The sequence below is a fragment of the Phyllobacterium sp. OV277 genome, from assembly GCF_900104355.1.
In the GTDB taxonomy this organism is placed as follows: domain Bacteria; phylum Pseudomonadota; class Alphaproteobacteria; order Rhizobiales; family Rhizobiaceae; genus Phyllobacterium.
The window spans coordinates 396,604-413,623 of sequence record NZ_FNIY01000003.1; the positions used below are offsets into that span (position 1 = coordinate 396,604).

Consider the following 17,020-nt stretch of genomic DNA (forward strand, 5'->3'; position numbering starts at 1 on the left):
CAGATATCCCATCATAACGCCATCACCTCGACAGTTTCACCTGATACATCCCGCCAGAAGCGCTCAACCAGATTGCCAGCCACCTGCAGCCGATACTCAGCCGTCCCGCGCCAGTCGCTCAGCGGTTTGAACGCAGCGGTAACTGCCGCCGCACAGGCTTCAACCGCCTTCGCATCGAACTCTGTCCCAACAAGCGCCCGCTCGGCTTCCACAGCCCGGCGCGGTATTGCCGCCATACCACCAAAGGCAATGCGCGCATTGCGCACCTGTCCATCCTCACGGGTGATGGAAAACGCCGCGCAAACGGTTGAGATGTCCTGATCGTAGCGTTTCGAAATCTTGTAAACGCGGAATTCCTGTCCCGGTTTTGGCTTGGGGATAGACACCGATGCAATCACCTCGTCCGCGCGCAGTTCCGTCTTGCGATAATCGAGGAAGAAATCCTCGAGCGCCATGAACCTTCGACCATTCAGCGAAGCCAGTTCCACATCCGCGCCGAGGGCAATCAATGCGGGCGGACCATCGCCAATCGGACTCGCAGTACCGATATTGCCGCCGATGGTTCCCATGGAGCGAATCTGGGTGGAGCCAAAACGGCGAATGAGCGTGGCAAAGGACGGATAGGAACCGGCAACGCGCGCCAGCACCTCTTCCCATGTCACAGCAGCGCCAAAGCTCAGATGATTGTCGGATTCGCCAATGGCACGCAGTTCGCGCACATGCGCCAGCGAGATTACCTCGTCCCAATCGGAATGATAGTCGGCCAGCGCGACACCAAGATCAGTACCGCCGCCCAGAAGCAGGGCATCGGGCTTCTCCTTGCGCAACTGTAGAAGTTCCACCAGCGTTTGCGGCTGATGGAACGTCGACCCTTCAGCAGATATGGCGGCTTGCGGCTCTATCTCCGTGAATGCTGTAACCAGCGGACCGGCAATACCAGCCCCACCCGCGCTCGCAACCTTGCGCGCGGCCTCGACAATGGGCCGGTAGCCGGTGCAGCGGCAAAGATTACCCGCTAGTGCATCATGAATATCGTGGTCGTCAGGCGTGGCATTGTTGGCGGCAAGACCCGTCAGCGAAATGACAATGCCGGGCGTACAGAAACCGCATTGCGACGAGCCATTCTCGGCCATCGCCGCCTGAACCGGATGCAGGACCTCGGTTTTCAGGCCCTCAACCGTCACCAGCGAACGACCATCAATCTGGCCCATGGCCAGAATGCAGCTATTGGCGGCGTGGTATTGCACCGAATCACCATGGGGATCGCCAATAAGCACCGAACAGGCCCCGCAATCGCCCTCCGCACAGCCTTCCTTGGTTCCCGTCAGGCGCGGCGCGCTGCGCAGCCAGTCAAGCACTGTCATATCCGGCCGGACAGAGGCTTCCTGTTTTTGACCATTGAGAAAAAATCTAATCATATGAGACATGACATGCAGCTTCATCCGGCAACGTTAAACCGTCAAGGGGCATACAACAGGGATGGCTGGTTGGTTCTTGCTTCTCTCACGCGGATTTGTGCGTGGTTCGACAAGCTCACCATGAGGGAGAGAGGTGCGTGCAGGGAGTCAAGTTCTGCGACGTTGAAGATTATCGTTGCATCCACCCCTCTGCCTCATGGTGAGCTTGTCGAACCACGAACCACGCACACCACACACAATATTGATGCAGATCAGACTGACTCAACCCGATACACCACATCCGCGAAGAAATACTCTTCCAGATTATCCCCCGCCCCACCGCGATCCACCACGAGAAAGTCTGACGTATCGTCAAGCGAAATCAGCGGGTGGTGCCAGACATTGCGGCCATAATTGACGCCCTGATTCCCTCCCGCGAGAAACGCGACCGGAGCGCCGGGGCGGCCTGCATCATCCTTAGCCACGACAAGCAGAAACGGCTTGTTTTGCAGCGGATAGAATGCCTGACTGCCCAGCGGATGGCGTTCGAGCATCACGATATCGATGGGCGGCGCGAATGCCTGCCCGCGAAAAATATTGATGAGAACCCGCGCATCTTCGCCCGTTACATCCACATGGGCGAGATCGTGAAAGCGCTGTGTTGTGCCATTGTTGATGAGGCGCATCTCCGCGCCATCCGTTTCAATCACATCGCCAAAGGGTTTGAATGCCGCGCGGGTCAGCGGCTGCACGACAAGCGGAATGACGGTCATGCGGGATTATCCGGATGGTGATGTTCATGCCAATGGCGCGCAATATCGATGCGCCGCGTCACCCACGCGCCCGCATGCCCCTGCACATAATCAAGAAACCGCTCCAGCGCTGCCGCGCGTCCCGGACGTCCGACAAGGCGGCAATGCAGGCCAATGGACATCATCTTTGCCGCGCCCTCCTGCCCTTCGCGATAGAGCACATCGAACGTGTCCTTGAGATAGGTGAAAAACTGGTCGCCCGTGTTGAAACCCTGCGGCGTGGCAAAGCGCATATCATTGGCGTCGAGCGTATAGGGTACGATCAGGTGCGGCCCCTTTGGCCCCTTGACCCAATAGGGCAGCTCGTCCGCATAGCTATCGGCAGAATAGACGAACCCGCCCTCTTCCATGACGATCTTCAGCGTATTGTCCGACGGCTTGCCCTGATAGATACCGAGCGGGCGCGAGCCGGTGATTTGCGTGTGCAGCCGGACAGCTTCGAGAATGTGCTGGCGTTCGATCTCCTCGGGGAAATCCTTGTATTCCAGCCAGCGCAAGCCGTGGCTGGCGATTTCCCAATCGGCTTCCTTCATCGCAGCAACCGCTTCGGGGTTGCGCGCCATGGCCAGCGTCACACCGTAAACCGTGACTGGCAGGTTCCGGCGGGTGAAAATACGCCACAACCGCCAGAAACCGGCGCGGGAGCCATATTCATAAATGGATTCCATATTGAGATTGCGCTGGCCGGGCCATGCCGCGGCGCCAACAATCTCCGAGAGCAGGTTTTCCGATGCCGGATCATTGTCGAGAATGCAGCTCTCACCGCCCTCCTCGTAATTGATCACGAACTGCACGGCGATCCGGGCATTGCCGGGCCATTTTGGGTCGGGTGTATCGCGGCCAAAGCCGATGAGATCGCGGGGATAGTCTGACAAGGAAGGCCTCTCCACAATGTGGCAGGATATGGTGCAGCACCCCCCTCTGCCCTGTCGGGCATCTCCCCCACAAGGGGGGAGATCAGCCTTCAATTCCGTCTTTGCACAATCTGAAACTGTTTCTGTGGTGCAAAGGCGTTTATGCCAATGTGATCTCTCCCCTTGTGGGGGAGATGCCCGACAGGGCAGAGGGGGGTGCCAGACAATACAATAAAATCAGCGGCGCTTGAGCAGCGAACCGACGGCTGGAACGATAGCGGCGGCCAGAGCAACCTTCAGGATATCGGCAACGATGAACGGGCCAACACCAAAGGCAAAAGCCTTTTCGAAGCCGAGCAGGTAGGCCAACCAGAGGAAGCCGAGGCTCAGGATGATGGCTTCACCGGCGAGCATGGCAAGGCCCATAACAACAGGGTTGCGGGCAAAACCCTTATCAGCGGCACGGCCAACAACCCAGGCTGCGGCGAGATAGGAGATCAGATAACCACCTGTGGTGCTGACCATATAGGCAAGGCCAATGCCCTTTTCCGGCGTTCCGGTGAACACAGGCATGCCGAGCGCGCCCTCAAGCAGATAAAGCGCCATGGTGGCAACTGCGAGACGTGAGCCAAAAGCTGCGGAAATGGCGAAGACTGCAAAGGTCTGCATCGTCACATTGACGAAAACCATGTCGACCTTGGTCTTGGCGGCAAGGGTCATCAGCGCCGTGCCGACGAGGGCAAGCGAGACGTACCAGACGGCTTTGGCAAGCTGGCCTTCCGGCTGAAATGTTTCGGCAAGGGAACGGGTCTGGGCAGTTGTCATTTTCTATCCTCCGGATCGGCTTTCACCACGCGTTGAAAAGGGTATATTGGGGATGACGCCGCTTCGCAATACATCTGAAGTCCCATAAAGGCCTGCATAACCCCATGTCCCTCGTTTTCGACAGTTCTTTTGCGCCGCATTATGGCGAGGCGGTTGAGATTGCGCCTGATATCAAGCGTATCACGGTCAATAATCCGAGCCCCTTCACCTTTTATGGCACCAATAGCTATCTGATCGGCCGCAATACGCTGGCACTGATTGATCCCGGTCCGATTGACGACGCGCATCATGCCACCCTGCTGCGGGCGATTGGCGGACGTCCCGTCAGCCATATTTTCGTCAGCCATACGCACCGGGATCATTCGCCGCTCGCCACGATCCTGAAAGATGAACTCGGCGCAAAGCTGGTAGCCGAAGGGCCCCACCGCCCTGCCCGTCCTCTTTATACCGGCGAGGTCAATCTGCTCGATGCCAGCGGTGATTATGATTTTGTGCCTGACATCGTGGCTGCGGATAATTCGGTCATTGAGGGTGATGGATGGGCCTTGCAAACCATTCATACACCCGGCCACACGGCAAACCATGTGGTTTTCGGGCTGGTGGGAACGGATATTCTGTTTTCTGCCGACCATGTAATGGCTTGGGCCACGTCAATCGTCGCGCCGCCCGATGGTTCGATGTCTGATTATATGGCTTCGCTCGACCGGCTGCTGGAGCGGCACGACCGGGTTTATCTGCCCGGTCATGGCGGTGCCGTGACCAAACCAAAAACGTTTGTGCGCGGCCTGAAAGCCCATCGCAAGATGCGCGAGCGCGCGGTTCTGGAGCGGATCAAACAGGGCGACCGCACCATTGCCGCCATGGTCAAGGTGATCTACCGGGAAACCGATCCGCGTCTGCACGGCGCTGCCGGGCTTTCGGTGCTCGCCCATCTTGAAGACCTTGTGGCGCGCGGCAAGGTGCACACGGAAGGCAACCCGTCCATCGATGGTGTCTACTGGGCGGGCTGAGTGGTATCTTCTTCGGGCTGAGCGCTTTGGATCTGCGTGTCGAGCGCCGTCATGAACTGCATGATACGGTCGGCATTCTCACCGAGGTCGTGAATGCCGTAGCGTGAAACGGAGCGCATATCGACATAGGTGGTCTCGCCTTCATCGCTCAAACGGATCACCACATCGCTGGTGAAGCCGAGCAGCCAGGTTCGCGCCACGATTTCAACCAGAATTTCCTCATCGTCGCCGGGCACACCCTTTTGTTCGGTGATGGTCCAGCCATCATCGGCAATAACCGACACCACGGCATCCAGAATGCGATCCGGCGACCCCTCATAACGGCGACCTGTCACACCGGGGTAGGCACTGGCCTGCAATGCGCGGCTATGCGGATCATTAATCAGTGGGTTCATCTGATCCGTCCTCTGACCGGAAAGGGCAAACAAAGCAGGCGGGTCGGTCAGATCGGTGGAAACATCATAAATCGCTGGCAAGGTCATCGCCTGATAGACCGTCGTGATGAAGGGGCCAAGCACGATGAGTGCGATCACTGCGCCCCAAAAAGCCGACGGACCACCCCGATCACCACGCCGCCACAGGCTGGTGAAACCCTTGATGCTCAGAAGAAGTGCCAGAAGCGCCAGCCCGGCAACAATGGCGAGCAGCCAGAGAAACTCCGGCGTCTCAATCCGCTCAAACCGGTGTCCGAGCGCCGACAGGACAAACAGGATTGCCGACAGGAACGCGATCCGCACCGACCATTTGGCGGAAATCGATTGGCGGCGTCGAATGTGGTGTCGCATGGAGTCCTGGCATTGCTGGTCAGTGGCTGGTGCAAACAGCTAATCGCAAATTCGCCATGAGACAAGCCTGCCGAGCCGGGTACAATTGATAAGCTGCAAGGTATGCGTGGTTCGTGGTTCGTGGTTCGACAGGCTCACCATGAGGGAGAGTGTGGATGCAACGATAATCGTCAACGTTGCAGAACTTGGCTCCCTGCGCACTCCGCTCTCCCTTATGGTGAGCTTGTCGAACCCTCATGGTGAGCTTGTCGAACCACGAACCCATCGAACCATCTCAACCGTTTACACTTTATGAGTAGATCGGCTGTCACATAGCTGACATCATCACTCTTGTGATTCAGGGCAGGAAACAGAAGGCGGGTAACAAATCGCTTTTACAACCAAATGACGAGGCCGAACAAAATGCCTGAGGCTGGCAAAGCGGTTTCGCTTGAAGTTGTCGAAATTGAACTGGCGCTTGGCGCACAGGATATGGTTGCCGACGGGTTCGAAGGTGCATTGCAGAAGGCTGCGGCGCTGGTGAGCGGCGAAGTGCTTTTCAATATCCGGGCACCTGAGGACGGCGACCAGCAGCGCATTGCCGCCATTTCCGTATCCGACGGTGCTGTCGACCAGATCGTCTATGTCATGCTCGGCAATGATGGCACCAGCCTGACGGTTTCAGCCGAGGATGACGAAAACACGCTGCTCACCCGGCTTGGCAAGGATTATGCCGCCGTGATGAAGGGCCTGCGCCCGGAATAATCGCGCATTTTGCGTTTTCTTTTCAAGGTGCTTTGCTCTTTGCCTGCTCTGTGTCTAAGCTCGCGCCATCCCTCACAGATGGAGTTAAAAAATGGCGAGCAGCCGCCCCCTTTCGAATGTCCAGCAGCGCGATATCGATTCGATCCTGCATCCCTATACGCCTCTTCACAAGCTTCAGGAGCAGGGACCGCTGGTGATGGGCCACGGCAAGGGTGTCTATATCTATGACACGCAGGGCAAGGAATATATCGAGGGCATGTCGGGCCTGTGGTGCGCCGGTCTTGGCTTTGGCGACGAGGAAATGATCGAGGCGGCAACCGAGCAACTGCGTACCCTGCCCTATTATCACCTCTTCGGTGGCAAGGGCATGGAGCCCGCTATTGAGCTTGCCGAAAAGCTCAAGGAAATCGCGCCGGTTCCGATTTCCAAGGTTTTTTACACCTCGTCGGGTTCGGAAGCCAATGACACGCAGGTCAAGCTCGCCTGGTACTACAATAATGCGCTGGGTCGCCCGAACAAGAAAAAGATCATCTCACGCGTCAAAGCCTATCATGGTGTGACCATCATGGCGGCATCGCTGACTGGTCTGCCTTATAATCACAAGGGCTGGGACCTGCCTGTCGCGGGCATCCTGCACACGGATTGCCCGCATTATTACCGGTTCGGTCAGGAAGGCGAAAGCGAAGCGGAGTTTGTCTCCCGCCTTGCCGATTCGCTGCGTGATATGATCGAGCGCGAAGGTCCTGAAACGATTGCCGCATTCATCGCCGAGCCTGTCATGGGTGCGGGCGGTGTGCTGGTGCCGCCCTCGGGCTATTTCGCCGCCATCGAGCCGATCCTGCGCGAGCACGATATCATGATCATTTCCGATGAGGTCATCAACGGCTTTGGCCGTACCGGCCATTGGTGGGGCAGTCAGGCCGTGGGCATGACACCAACAACCATTTCGGCGGCCAAACAGCTGACCTCGGCCTATGCGCCACTCGGTGCCGTGCTGGTTCCTGAAGACGTCTATCAGGCCTATGTGGATCACAGCGCCCAGATTGGCACATTCGGCCATGGCTTCACCTATGGCGGCCATCCGCTTGGTTGTGCGCTTGGCGTCAAGGCCATCGAGATTTATCAGCGCCGCAACATTGTCGATTATGTGCGCGGCCTGACACCAACCTTTGAAGCGCGGCTGAAAAAGGTCATCGACCATCCACTGGTCGGCGAAGTGCGCAATTCCGGCCTGATGGGTGCTGTGGAGCTGGTGGCTGACAAAGCGACCAAGCGCTCATTCGATCCGACACATGGCGTCGGCGCGCAGCTTGCGCGTTTCCTCGAAGGGCACGGCGCGGTACTGCGGGCCATCGGCGATTCCATCGCCTTCTGCCCGCCCATGATCATCACGGAAGCGGAACTCAACGAACTCTTCAACCGCTTCGAACTGGCTTTGGCCGATACGGAAGAGCACGTTTCGAAAAACAATCTGCGCGCGGTTTAAGGCAATGACTTAAAAAATTCGGGGCGGTTTTCACCGCCCCGGATTGTTTTTAGCGCGCCTTCAGAAAGTCACCGACTTCAAGGATCACGAATTCATTGTCGTCAGCTTTGTCGACAGCGCGCCCAGCGGAGAATGGCAAATTGTTGTCATTGCCAACGATGATGTGGGTAGCATCGACCACATCGACATTTTCGATGGTGACGAACGGCATATCATAAAAGCCTTCGCCGCCGCCCTGACGCTTCTTCTTGTCAGGATCAGCAATGTTCAGAAGGTCGATATAGCCAATCTTGCGCACGGCAGCGCCGACATTCTGATCGGTCATTTCGATCTTGTAGATGCGCTTGACCTTGGATGGCACGTCAAAGCAATCGGGCTTTGGTGTCTTTGGGTCAGCACAGGCCTTGGCGGCAGTGCCCGCGCCATTGTCGCGCTCGATCACCAGCGCCGTCGTATCGTCAATCATGTTGAAGTCGCCGATTGCCTCGCCGCCCTGTGCCAACGGATAAAGCCAGCTGCGGCCGGTCCAGTTCTTTGACGCGATATCGAACTCGATGACGCGCAAGGCTGGCTGACCATCGACCTTTTCAACGACGCCATCATCGCCAAACAGCGGGCCTTCGAGCAGACCGTAAAGCTTCTTGCCGTCTTTCGATTGGGCCAGACCTTCAAAACCGCCGGAGCGTTTGAGATTGAAGGCAGGGTTTTTCAGCGTCGGGTTGGCTGGCAGCGTGATCGCAGGATTGTCAGGCGAGCGGACAGCGCGGTCACCAACCTTGGTTGCAATGACGTCGGTGACTTTACCATCACGCGTTACCTTGACGAGATAGGGACCAAATTCTTCACCAATCCAGAAACCATCGGCAACAGGCTGGATCGATTCAATATCGAGGTCACTACCGGTCAGATACCGGGTGTCGCTGCCTTCCATGACAATCGGGAACGGTACTTTCTTGTCCGGATCACGCAGGAAGATGGTTTCCTTGCGCTCGACAGTGCCTTTATCCCAGTCGAATGCCAGATGATGCAACATCAGCATGGCATCGGGGGAATTGAACTTGGTGCCGAAACCATTATCGGATAGCGACCAGTAGGTGCCATCGCCGACAGCCTTGATGCCGGAAAAGCCTTGAACTGCCTGACCGTCGAATGGCAGGCTGAGGCCAGTCAACCGCACACCATCCTTGCCCGGAACAGTGCCCAGACCTTCCGCACGCTTGCGGTCCGCCGTGGTGAATTTGGCCGCAGTCTTTAAATGTTCAGGGGCATTTTCAGGCGCTTTGATAATCGTATTGGCGGGCAGAATGGCGTGAGAAACGAGTTTCGCCTTGAATTCCTGATCGGCAGCAAGGGCTGAGGCCGGAACGAGAACGGAAGCGCAGAGCAGAGCGGCAAGCATTGGTCGCATGGGATCACCAGAGGGTTCGAGTTCGTGGGTCGAGCCTGAAGGATTAGGTGCCGTGCATCTCTGCCGTTTGACTGTTGTGTGAAGTTTTGATGACGTCAGACTAAAGTTGAACGCAAAATCAGTGTGCGTGGTTCGTGGTTCGATAAAACAACCATGAGGGGGCTGCAAAGATAATCGGAAACAGAGCTGATCACCCACGCTGCAGAACCTGATTCCCCGTACCCCCCCACCGTCATCCTCGGGCTTGACCCGAGGACCCACAACTTAAAAGCACTGTATATCCGGATTCATCTGATCTCCTTAGCCATGGGTCCTCGGGTCAAGCCCGAGGATGACGGTGGGGTGGGTGACGGAGAGCCACGTTCTGCAACGTGGGTGATCAGCTCTGTTTCCGATATCTTTGCAGCCCCCTCATGGTTGTTTTGGCGAATAACGCATACTGGTTTTGCAATCCATCTTGGCAGTATCCTGCTCCGAATCTAAGACTTGGGAGACCAAAATTGACCGACATCCTCATCCGTAAAGCCACAAGGACCGATCTGGCAGCGATTATCGCATTGCTGGCAGATGATCCGCTGGGCAAGCAGCGTGAGGTCATCTCTGATCCTGTCGATGCCCGCTATCTCGCGGCCTTTGCAGCCATCGACAATGATCCAAACCAGTTGCTGATTGTTGCGGATGAAAATAACGATGTTGTCGGCTGTGCGCAGGTCACTTTCATTCCCGGCCTGTCGCGCACCGGTATGTGGCGCGGGCAGATCGAAAGCGTGCGGATTGCCGAAACCCACCGGCGCGGCGGTCTTGGGCGGCGACTGTTCGAATGGGCAATTGAAGCCTGCCGGGAGCGCGGTTGCGGGCTGGTGCAGTTGACCACCGACAAGACCCGGCCCGATGCGGCGCGGTTCTATGAAGCGCTGGGATTTGTTGCCAGCCACGAAGGCATGAAGCTTTCCCTATAGGGCGAACCTTGTCAGGACATGGTCAATGGCGGACCGATATAACGGGCACGCGGGCGGATCAGCTGGTTCATTGATTGCTGTTCGAAAATATGGGCGATCCAGCCGACAGACCGGGCAATGGCGAAGAGTATGACCGGCGCTGACGGGGGCAAGTCAAAAGTGTCGGTCATGGCCGCAAGGGCGAAATCAATATTGGGGTATTCGCCCGTCAACATCTGCGTCGTCTCACCAATCTCCTGATAAACATCCCCCGGCTTGAACTGAGCCAGCAACGCCTTGGCGCGCAGATCACCATTTGGATAGAGCGGATGCCCGAATGCGGGGATGGCCCGGCCCTGTGCCAGCAAATCCCTGATTGCAAAACCTGCACCACTGGTCTGCGCCGCCCGGGCCAGCGCCTGTACGCTGAGATAGGCTTCCCCATGCAAAGGTCCGGTCAGCGTGGCGAGACCGGCGAGCATGCTTGCGGCCAGCGGGGCTCCGGTGGAAGCAGCGACCCGCGCGGCAAAGGTCGATGCATTGAGTTCATGATCGGCAAGCAGAACCAGCGCCCGCCGGATGCAATCCTCCGCCTTCGGTGCCTTCCAGACACGGGCGAGACGCGTGTGAACGTGGCTTGCATGAGCCCTGTCAGCGCCCAGCATAGCGGAAACGACTTCGCCGAAGATCGTGGTTGCTTCGACCACGAGTACAGCGCGGGAGCGGCCATAGGCAGGCAGATCCGTTGCGGCGCGGCGTGCCAGCGTGATCAGGGCGGCTTCGAGTGGTTGCTCTGGCGTCGGCACGGTCTCGGCACGAGGAGCCAGCGAAATGCGCTCTGCCTCCCACAGCAAGGCGGCGACCTGCTCCAGCATCGATGTTGCCGCCAGTTCCGCGGCATCCTTGCCGCGATACCATAAACGGCCATCAACAATGGTGGAGACGCTTGATGGCAGGACCGGATCGCCCCAGCCGATTGCCTCGGCCGCTACGTTGGCGACCGTGCGCCGACCTGCCTTGCGTCCGGCAAGGCGCTTCACGTCCTCACTTTTGTAAAGGCTGCGGCGTGGGTCCTGTGGATCAGGTTTTGCCTGAATCCGCCCCCGGCTGACATTGGCATAAAGGGTTTGCGGCTGAACCCCGAGAGCAGCCAATGCCTGTGATGCCGTCAACCAAGCCATGTGATCTCACATTGATTATTTACGTCAAGATTGACGTCAATCATAGCGCACACCATCTTGCCATGGAAACGAAAACTGGAGTTTGCCATGAAAAACGGTCTTGATGATGTTGTCGCCACGGAAACCATGCTGTCGGATGTTGATGGTATCGGGGGCATATTGATCATTCGCGGCCAATCGCTGGACGCGTTGGCCGGCGTCGTGACCTATGAGGAATTGCTGGCGCTGCTTTTGTCGGATGCCTTCGATGAAAAGCTTGATGCTGATGGTTTGCGCCAGCAGATTGGCCTCGCCCGGCAGGAAGTTTTCCGCACAGTGCCTGACGCTGCAATGCCTTTGCTGAAATTGCCCGTTACCGATGCTGTGCGCGCCCTGACCGCCCAGTTTGCCGACGGTGATGATCTTGCCACAGCCTTGCGCCTGATCGCGGCGCCTGCCGTGTTTACACCTGCGGTCATCAGGCTGAAAAATGGTCAAGCACCGGTTGCCCCTGATAGCTCGCTCACCCATGCCGCCGACATATTGCACATGTTGCATGGCCGTAGCGTATCGCCGCAGGAGGCCGCTGCTCTCGACACCTATCTGGTGACTGTCAGCGACCACGGCATGAACGCCTCGACCTTTGCCGCCCGCGTTGTCGCATCCACCCATGCGGGGCTGGTTTCCTCAGTGCTTGCCGCATTCGGAGCGCTCAAAGGTCCGCTGCATGGCGGCGCACCGGGGCCGGTTCTCGACATGCTGGATGCCATCGGCACGCCTGATAATGCCGAAAGCTGGCTGGAAAAGGCACTGGATGATGGCGAGCGGCTGATGGGTTTTGGCCACCGCATTTACCGGGTGCGCGACCCTAGGGCCGATGCATTGATGCAGGCACTGCGGCGGCTGGCCGGAACGGGCAATTACGGTGCGGGCCGCTTCAAGCTGGCTGAAAGCGTCGAGGCTGCGGCCTTACGTATTCTCGCGCGGCGCAAACCGGACCGGCCGCTCAAGACGAATGTCGAGTTTTATACGGCACTACTGCTGGAAACACTTGGCTTTCCCAGAGAAAGTTTCACCAGCGTCTTTGCCATGGGCCGGGTCGGCGGCTGGATTGCCCATGCGCGCGAGCAAACCCAGCATGGCCGGTTGATCCGCCCGCAATCGCTCTATGTTGGACCACGCCCGATCAAGGCGGCCTGACCTGTTTCCAAGCAAAATGATGGTGGGAACTGCCTGAGATGGCGACCCACCATCACATGTTCGTGTGAGCATAGCGAAAACCCAGTAAATGCTGGGAATTGCCCCGATAATGTCCCCTCCTGCAACGGTATTTTGGCACCCGCGAAAGCGGTTTTGGTGCTATTCTGTCTGTGGACTCAAGTGCACCATCTTTGGACATTCAAAAGGAGCAACTGGGATCATGACAAAGCTTCTCAATCGCGTATCCCTCGCACTCGCCGTAACACTTTTCACCACTCCCTATGCGATAGCCGGACCGCTTAATACCATGGACGACGTCGGCAAGGCGTTGCAGGCGTGCTGGACGGCACCGCAGGGCGCACAAAAATCAACCGTGACACTGCGTTTCAGCTTCAAGCGCGATGGCTCGCTGATCGGCCCGCCGACAACGGCTGCGATTGATTTTCCGGGCAAAGACGCAACGGCCCGCAAATCATTCATCGATGCGGCAATCTCCGCCGTCAAGGATTGTACGCCGCTGACCTTCTCGTCGGATCTCGCCCAGGGCATAGGCGGACAGGTTTTCACCATGCAGTTCGCCTCTCCTGATGCCTGCGGCGGTGATTGCAACCGCGAAGCAAGCGTGCGGCCGAACTGATACTTGGCACAGACGCGAAAAAGGCGGCTGGATGAGCCGCCTTTGCCGATAGTGTACGCTATGAACGTATGTTACTGCCGATGCAGTTCGACGCGGCGGTTCTTCGCCCGTCCATCTTCATTGTCATTCGATGCAACCGGCGACTGCAAGCCTTCACCGCTTGCCTTGAGGCGGCTCTGCGAAACACCATAGGTATTGACCAGATCCGCAACAACCGCGTCAGCCCGTGCCTTGGACAGCTGCATGTTGAAATCCGCACCACCGATATTGTCGGTGTAGCCGACCACGGAGAGCTTTTCGTCAGTCTTGTCCTTGAGGAACTTACCGATTTCATCAAGGCTCGGGCGTGATTCCGGCTTGATTGATGCCTTGTTGAAATCAAAGTGAATGCCGTAAAGCAGCACCTTGCCCGAGGTATCGAGCGCCTTGGTGATCTCCGACGCGGTTACCAGAACCATCTGGTCCTTCAGTTCGCCAACCTGAAGACTGTCGAGACGCACGTAGACCTGACCTTTGACCACTTCGAACTGAGGCACATAGCCATCTTCAAATTCGATAACGTAGAGTGCGATATAGGTTTTAACGCCGCCCTCTTCCTTCACGGCAGTCACGTAGCGCGCCTCATCGGCGCTGTAACCCCAAAGCTGGCCACCGGGACCCTGGGATTCAAAGAAGCGGTCCAGATTATAGGCTTCTTCCTTCTTCGCCTGAAACAATATCTTGTAACCTGCCGATTGCAGATCGTTCAGATAATTGCGGAATACTTCGGCTGACGAAGGTCCCGCAGGAACGGAATAGACATTCTGCGTCAGGCGGCCTTCCAGTGCTTCCTTGCTGGCAAAATCTGACTTGTCGGAGTCATCTTCGTTCTTGATCCACTTGCCAGTCGGCAAAGTATATTCTGCAAAGTTTTTATGATCGCAAAGCTCGATCGACGAACCCTCGAACCGCTTGATGCCCGGAAAATCCTTGCAACCTTCCTTATCGGCGGCAAAGGCATGGGATGAGATGGATAGCGCCATCAATGCGATGGCCCCGAAGACTCCACCTAAGAGTTTCGATGTCATGAATATCTCCAAAATACGTGGCGACACGGCACCACCGCCCAAAAATCTGAGGTCGATCAATGCAATTCGTCTCCGGTTAAAGTCTCAACCGATGGCGCGTATCAAGCAAAAGTTGGAGGTAGTAGATACTGGCATATGACGGTATATCCGAGCGAAAGCGGCCCGCCTTTGGGGCCGCCCGCACGGTGCTTTAAACACTAACCCTTGGGTGCAGGCTTTTCCACGTGTCCGCCGAATTCGCTGCGCATGGCCGAAAGCACCTTATTGGCAAAATCGGCATTGCCGCGCGAACTGAAGCGCTCCTGCAATGCGGCGCTAAGAACCGGGGTCGGAACCGCCTCGTCAATGGCTGCAATGGCGGTCCAGCGCCCTTCGCCTGAATCCGAAACACGGCCCTGAAAATTCGACAGGGTTGGATCATCGTGCAAGGCGTCAGCAGTCAGATCGAGCAGCCACGAGCTGATCACGCTGCCCCGCCGCCAGACTTCGGCAATCTGCGGCAGATCAAAACTGTACTGATAATGTTCGGGGTGGAGCAGCGGCGTGGTTTCCGCGTCAACCTCGTGTTTGCGCAGACCGATATCCGCATTGCGCAGGATATTGAGACCTTCCGCATAGGCGGCCATCAGCCCATATTCGATGCCGTTATGCACCATCTTGACGAAATGCCCGGCACCATTGGCGCCGCAATGAAGATAGCCGAACTCGGACGTGCTTTTGCCGGGCGTAGCCACAACCGGAGCAGCGGGATCATTGCCACCCGGTGCCAGCGAGGCAAAAACCGGTGACAGATGTTCGACAATATCCTTTTCGCCGCCGATCATCAGGCAATAGCCGCGCTCAAGCCCGAAAATGCCGCCACTGGTGCCCACATCAACATAATGCAGGCCCCTGGTTTTCAGCTCACCTGCCCGGCGGATATCGTCATGATAATAGGAATTACCGCCATCAATGATGATGTCGTCCTTGTCGAGCAGCGGCACGAGCTTGGCAATCACGCTGTCAACAACGGCAGCGGGCAGCATCAGCCAGATGGCGCGCGGTTTGGCCAGCAGCGAGACAAACTCTTCAAGCACAATTGTTCCGGTGGCGCCCTGCTTTTGCAGATCCGCCATGCTTTCGGCGCGGGTATCGTGGACGACGAGAGCGTGGCCGCGCTTCATCAGGCGCTGCGCCATATTGGCGCCCATGCGCCCTAACCCAATCATGCCAAGCTGCATTTCATTCTCCTTGGAGTGTTTGCAATCCATCGCGGGAACCCGCAGGCTCCTCGTCATCCGCAAGTTAGGCAGAGCGGGCCGCAGACACAAGCAAGCGATGCGTCATAAGGGCGTGATTATGCAGCCTCGGCATTGGCCGACCAGGCGAAATCGTTGATAAGCATGAGAAAATCGCGATATTGCCAATAAATTCCTGTATAGGTTTGGCAAGATGAATTGATACCTCAGCCAGACGAAGGAGGACCGATGATATCCGGATGGATCAGACTAATCGTAGCTTGGGCAACCGTGGGTGCCTTTCTTGTCTTCGGATATGGCTGGATGGCCGATCTAAGCTCGGTGATGAAAGCTTCACTTCTGTTTGTCTGGTTGTTCGGTGTCATCATCTGGTCCGCCTTTGGCGTGGTGCATGAGGCAGAGGAACTGGCGGAATTGCTGGGCGAGCCGCTCGGGACACTGGTTCTGACACTCTCCATCGTCATCATCGAAGTGGTGCTGATCAGTGCTGTCATGCTGAGTTCCGATGCGCCGACGCTCGGGCGCGATACGATGTTTGCGGTGCTGATGATCGTTCTCAACGGCGTGGTCGGGCTGGGTTTGCTGATTGGCGGGCTGCGCCATGGCCAGCAGGGTTATAACCTGCAAGGTGCGGCTTCCTATCTCATCGTCATCATTCCGCTGACGGTCATTCCGCTAATCCTGCCGAACTTCACGACCTCAACCAGCAATGGCTCACTGACCGTGGTCCAATCGGTATTCTTCTCGATTTTCACCATTGCGCTTTATGTGATCTTCCTCGTCTTGCAGACCGGACGGCATCGCAGCTTCTTCGTCTATCCCAAGGGTGATGAAGTGCTACCGGCAACGGCACCCGAAGTGGAAGCGCCACACGCAAAGCCTGCGGCGGGATCGATAGGGCGCCACACATTGCTGCTTATCCTGAACATTCTGCCAATTGTGCTGCTATCAAAGAGCCTTGCTTCACTGCTCGATCACGGCATTGAAAGCTTTGGCGCGCCAACGGCCCTTGGCGGTCTGCTGATTGCCGCTATCGTCTTCACGCCGGAAGCCATTACGGCCCTGCGCGCGGTTTCAAGCAACGAGCTGCAACGCGCCGTCAACCTGTGCCTCGGCGCGGCAACCTCGACCGTCGGCCTCACGGTGCCTGCGGTGCTCGCCATCAGCCTGTTCACTGGACAAACGGCAATTCTCGGTCTGTCGTCCACCGAGATGACCCTGCTTGCGGTGACGCTGATCCTGAGCACGCTGACCTTTTCCGGTCTGCGCACAACGGTGCTTGAGGGCGCGGTGCATCTGATGATTTTCTTTGTTTATCTCGTGCTGATCTTCAGCCCTTGATCTGAGCACGATCAAAATTGTTGCGGGGTTATGGTGCAGGTGCGTGGTTCGTGGTTCGACAAGCTCACCATGAGGGAGAGGGGTGATGAAGGGAGCAAGTTCTGCAACTTTCACGATC

At 57.2% G+C, this 17,020-nt stretch carries 16 protein-coding genes; 7 read left to right on the plus strand and 9 right to left on the minus strand.

The features are described from left to right. Positions 1 to 11: 11 nt before the first annotated feature. The 4 genes from xdhA to BLU05_RS13845 form a co-directional block, all read right to left on the minus strand. Positions 12 to 1,427: a xanthine dehydrogenase small subunit gene (gene xdhA / locus BLU05_RS13825; RefSeq protein WP_091880836.1), complete on the minus strand. Its 1,416-nt coding sequence runs from the start codon at positions 1,425 to 1,427 to the stop codon at positions 12 to 14. A gap of 242 nt (positions 1,428 to 1,669) precedes the next feature. Further along, positions 1,670 to 2,170: an ureidoglycolate lyase gene (locus BLU05_RS13830; protein ID WP_091880838.1), complete on the minus strand. Its 501-nt coding sequence runs from the start codon at positions 2,168 to 2,170 to the stop codon at positions 1,670 to 1,672. Further along, positions 2,167 to 3,084 carry an allantoinase PuuE gene (puuE, locus tag BLU05_RS13835; RefSeq protein ID WP_091880839.1) on the minus strand — a complete coding sequence of 306 codons (918 nt, stop codon included), beginning with the start codon at positions 3,082 to 3,084 and terminating at the stop codon, positions 2,167 to 2,169. Before puuE ends, BLU05_RS13830 begins: the two co-directional genes overlap by 4 nt. 216 nt (positions 3,085 to 3,300) lie before the next feature. Then, entirely contained in the window at positions 3,301 to 3,888 is a 588-nt protein-coding gene (locus tag BLU05_RS13845) for a biotin transporter BioY (protein ID WP_091880842.1), read from the minus strand. 104 nt (positions 3,889 to 3,992) lie between these two features. On the opposite strand from BLU05_RS13845, the gene BLU05_RS13850 reads away from it, so the two are divergent. Next, positions 3,993 to 4,898: an MBL fold metallo-hydrolase gene (locus BLU05_RS13850; protein WP_091880844.1), complete on the plus strand. Its 906-nt coding sequence runs from the start codon at positions 3,993 to 3,995 to the stop codon at positions 4,896 to 4,898. Here BLU05_RS13850 and BLU05_RS13855 read toward each other — a convergent pair. Further along, positions 4,883 to 5,683 (minus strand): DUF1499 domain-containing protein, encoded by an 801-nt coding sequence (locus BLU05_RS13855; RefSeq protein WP_244518342.1) that lies wholly within the window; start codon positions 5,681 to 5,683, stop codon positions 4,883 to 4,885. The two genes, BLU05_RS13850 and BLU05_RS13855, sit on opposite strands and share 16 nt — an antisense overlap. A 402-nt stretch (positions 5,684 to 6,085) precedes the next feature. Here BLU05_RS13855 and BLU05_RS13860 point away from each other — a divergent pair, with 402 nt between their 5' ends. Further along, positions 6,086 to 6,427 (plus strand): hypothetical protein, encoded by a 342-nt coding sequence (locus BLU05_RS13860; RefSeq protein WP_227987085.1) that lies wholly within the window; start codon positions 6,086 to 6,088, stop codon positions 6,425 to 6,427. A gap of 91 nt (positions 6,428 to 6,518) precedes the next feature. After that, positions 6,519 to 7,913 (plus strand): aminotransferase, encoded by a 1,395-nt coding sequence (locus BLU05_RS13865; protein ID WP_091880847.1) that lies wholly within the window; start codon positions 6,519 to 6,521, stop codon positions 7,911 to 7,913. A 49-nt stretch (positions 7,914 to 7,962) separates the two neighbouring features. On the opposite strand, the gene BLU05_RS13870 is transcribed toward BLU05_RS13865, so the two are convergent. After that, on the minus strand, positions 7,963 to 9,321 hold the full coding sequence (locus BLU05_RS13870; RefSeq protein ID WP_091880848.1) for an esterase-like activity of phytase family protein: 1,359 nt from the start codon (positions 9,319 to 9,321) through the stop codon (positions 7,963 to 7,965). Between the two features lie 500 nt (positions 9,322 to 9,821). Between BLU05_RS13870 and BLU05_RS13875 the strand changes: the two genes are divergently transcribed. Continuing rightward, entirely contained in the window at positions 9,822 to 10,280 is a 459-nt protein-coding gene (locus BLU05_RS13875; RefSeq protein WP_244518343.1) for a GNAT family N-acetyltransferase, read from the plus strand. An 11-nt stretch (positions 10,281 to 10,291) separates the two neighbouring features. On the opposite strand, the gene BLU05_RS13880 is transcribed toward BLU05_RS13875, so the two are convergent. Then, positions 10,292 to 11,440, minus strand: a complete 1,149-nt coding sequence (locus tag BLU05_RS13880; protein WP_091880851.1) for a citrate synthase — start codon at positions 11,438 to 11,440, stop codon at positions 10,292 to 10,294. Positions 11,441 to 11,527: 87 nt separating this feature from the next. On the opposite strand from BLU05_RS13880, the gene BLU05_RS13885 reads away from it, so the two are divergent. Both BLU05_RS13885 and BLU05_RS13890 read left to right on the plus strand, forming a co-directional pair. Next, positions 11,528 to 12,619 (plus strand): citrate synthase/methylcitrate synthase, encoded by a 1,092-nt coding sequence (locus BLU05_RS13885; protein WP_091880853.1) that lies wholly within the window; start codon positions 11,528 to 11,530, stop codon positions 12,617 to 12,619. A 307-nt stretch (positions 12,620 to 12,926) separates the two neighbouring features. After that, positions 12,927 to 13,256: a hypothetical protein gene (locus BLU05_RS13890; RefSeq protein WP_091881184.1), complete on the plus strand. Its 330-nt coding sequence runs from the start codon at positions 12,927 to 12,929 to the stop codon at positions 13,254 to 13,256. Between the two features lie 71 nt (positions 13,257 to 13,327). On the opposite strand, the gene BLU05_RS13895 is transcribed toward BLU05_RS13890, so the two are convergent. Together BLU05_RS13895 and gnd are read right to left on the minus strand one after the other, a co-directional pair. After that, entirely contained in the window at positions 13,328 to 14,323 is a 996-nt protein-coding gene (locus tag BLU05_RS13895; RefSeq protein WP_139210458.1) for an OmpA family protein, read from the minus strand. Between the two features lie 197 nt (positions 14,324 to 14,520). Beyond that, entirely contained in the window at positions 14,521 to 15,543 is a 1,023-nt protein-coding gene (gnd, locus tag BLU05_RS13900; protein WP_091880856.1) for a phosphogluconate dehydrogenase (NAD(+)-dependent, decarboxylating), read from the minus strand. A gap of 246 nt (positions 15,544 to 15,789) precedes the next feature. On the opposite strand from gnd, the gene BLU05_RS13905 reads away from it, so the two are divergent. Further along, positions 15,790 to 16,902, plus strand: coding sequence for a calcium:cation antiporter (locus BLU05_RS13905; protein ID WP_175540606.1), 1,113 nt, complete (start codon positions 15,790 to 15,792; stop codon positions 16,900 to 16,902). The last annotated feature ends 118 nt before the right edge of the window (positions 16,903 to 17,020 follow it).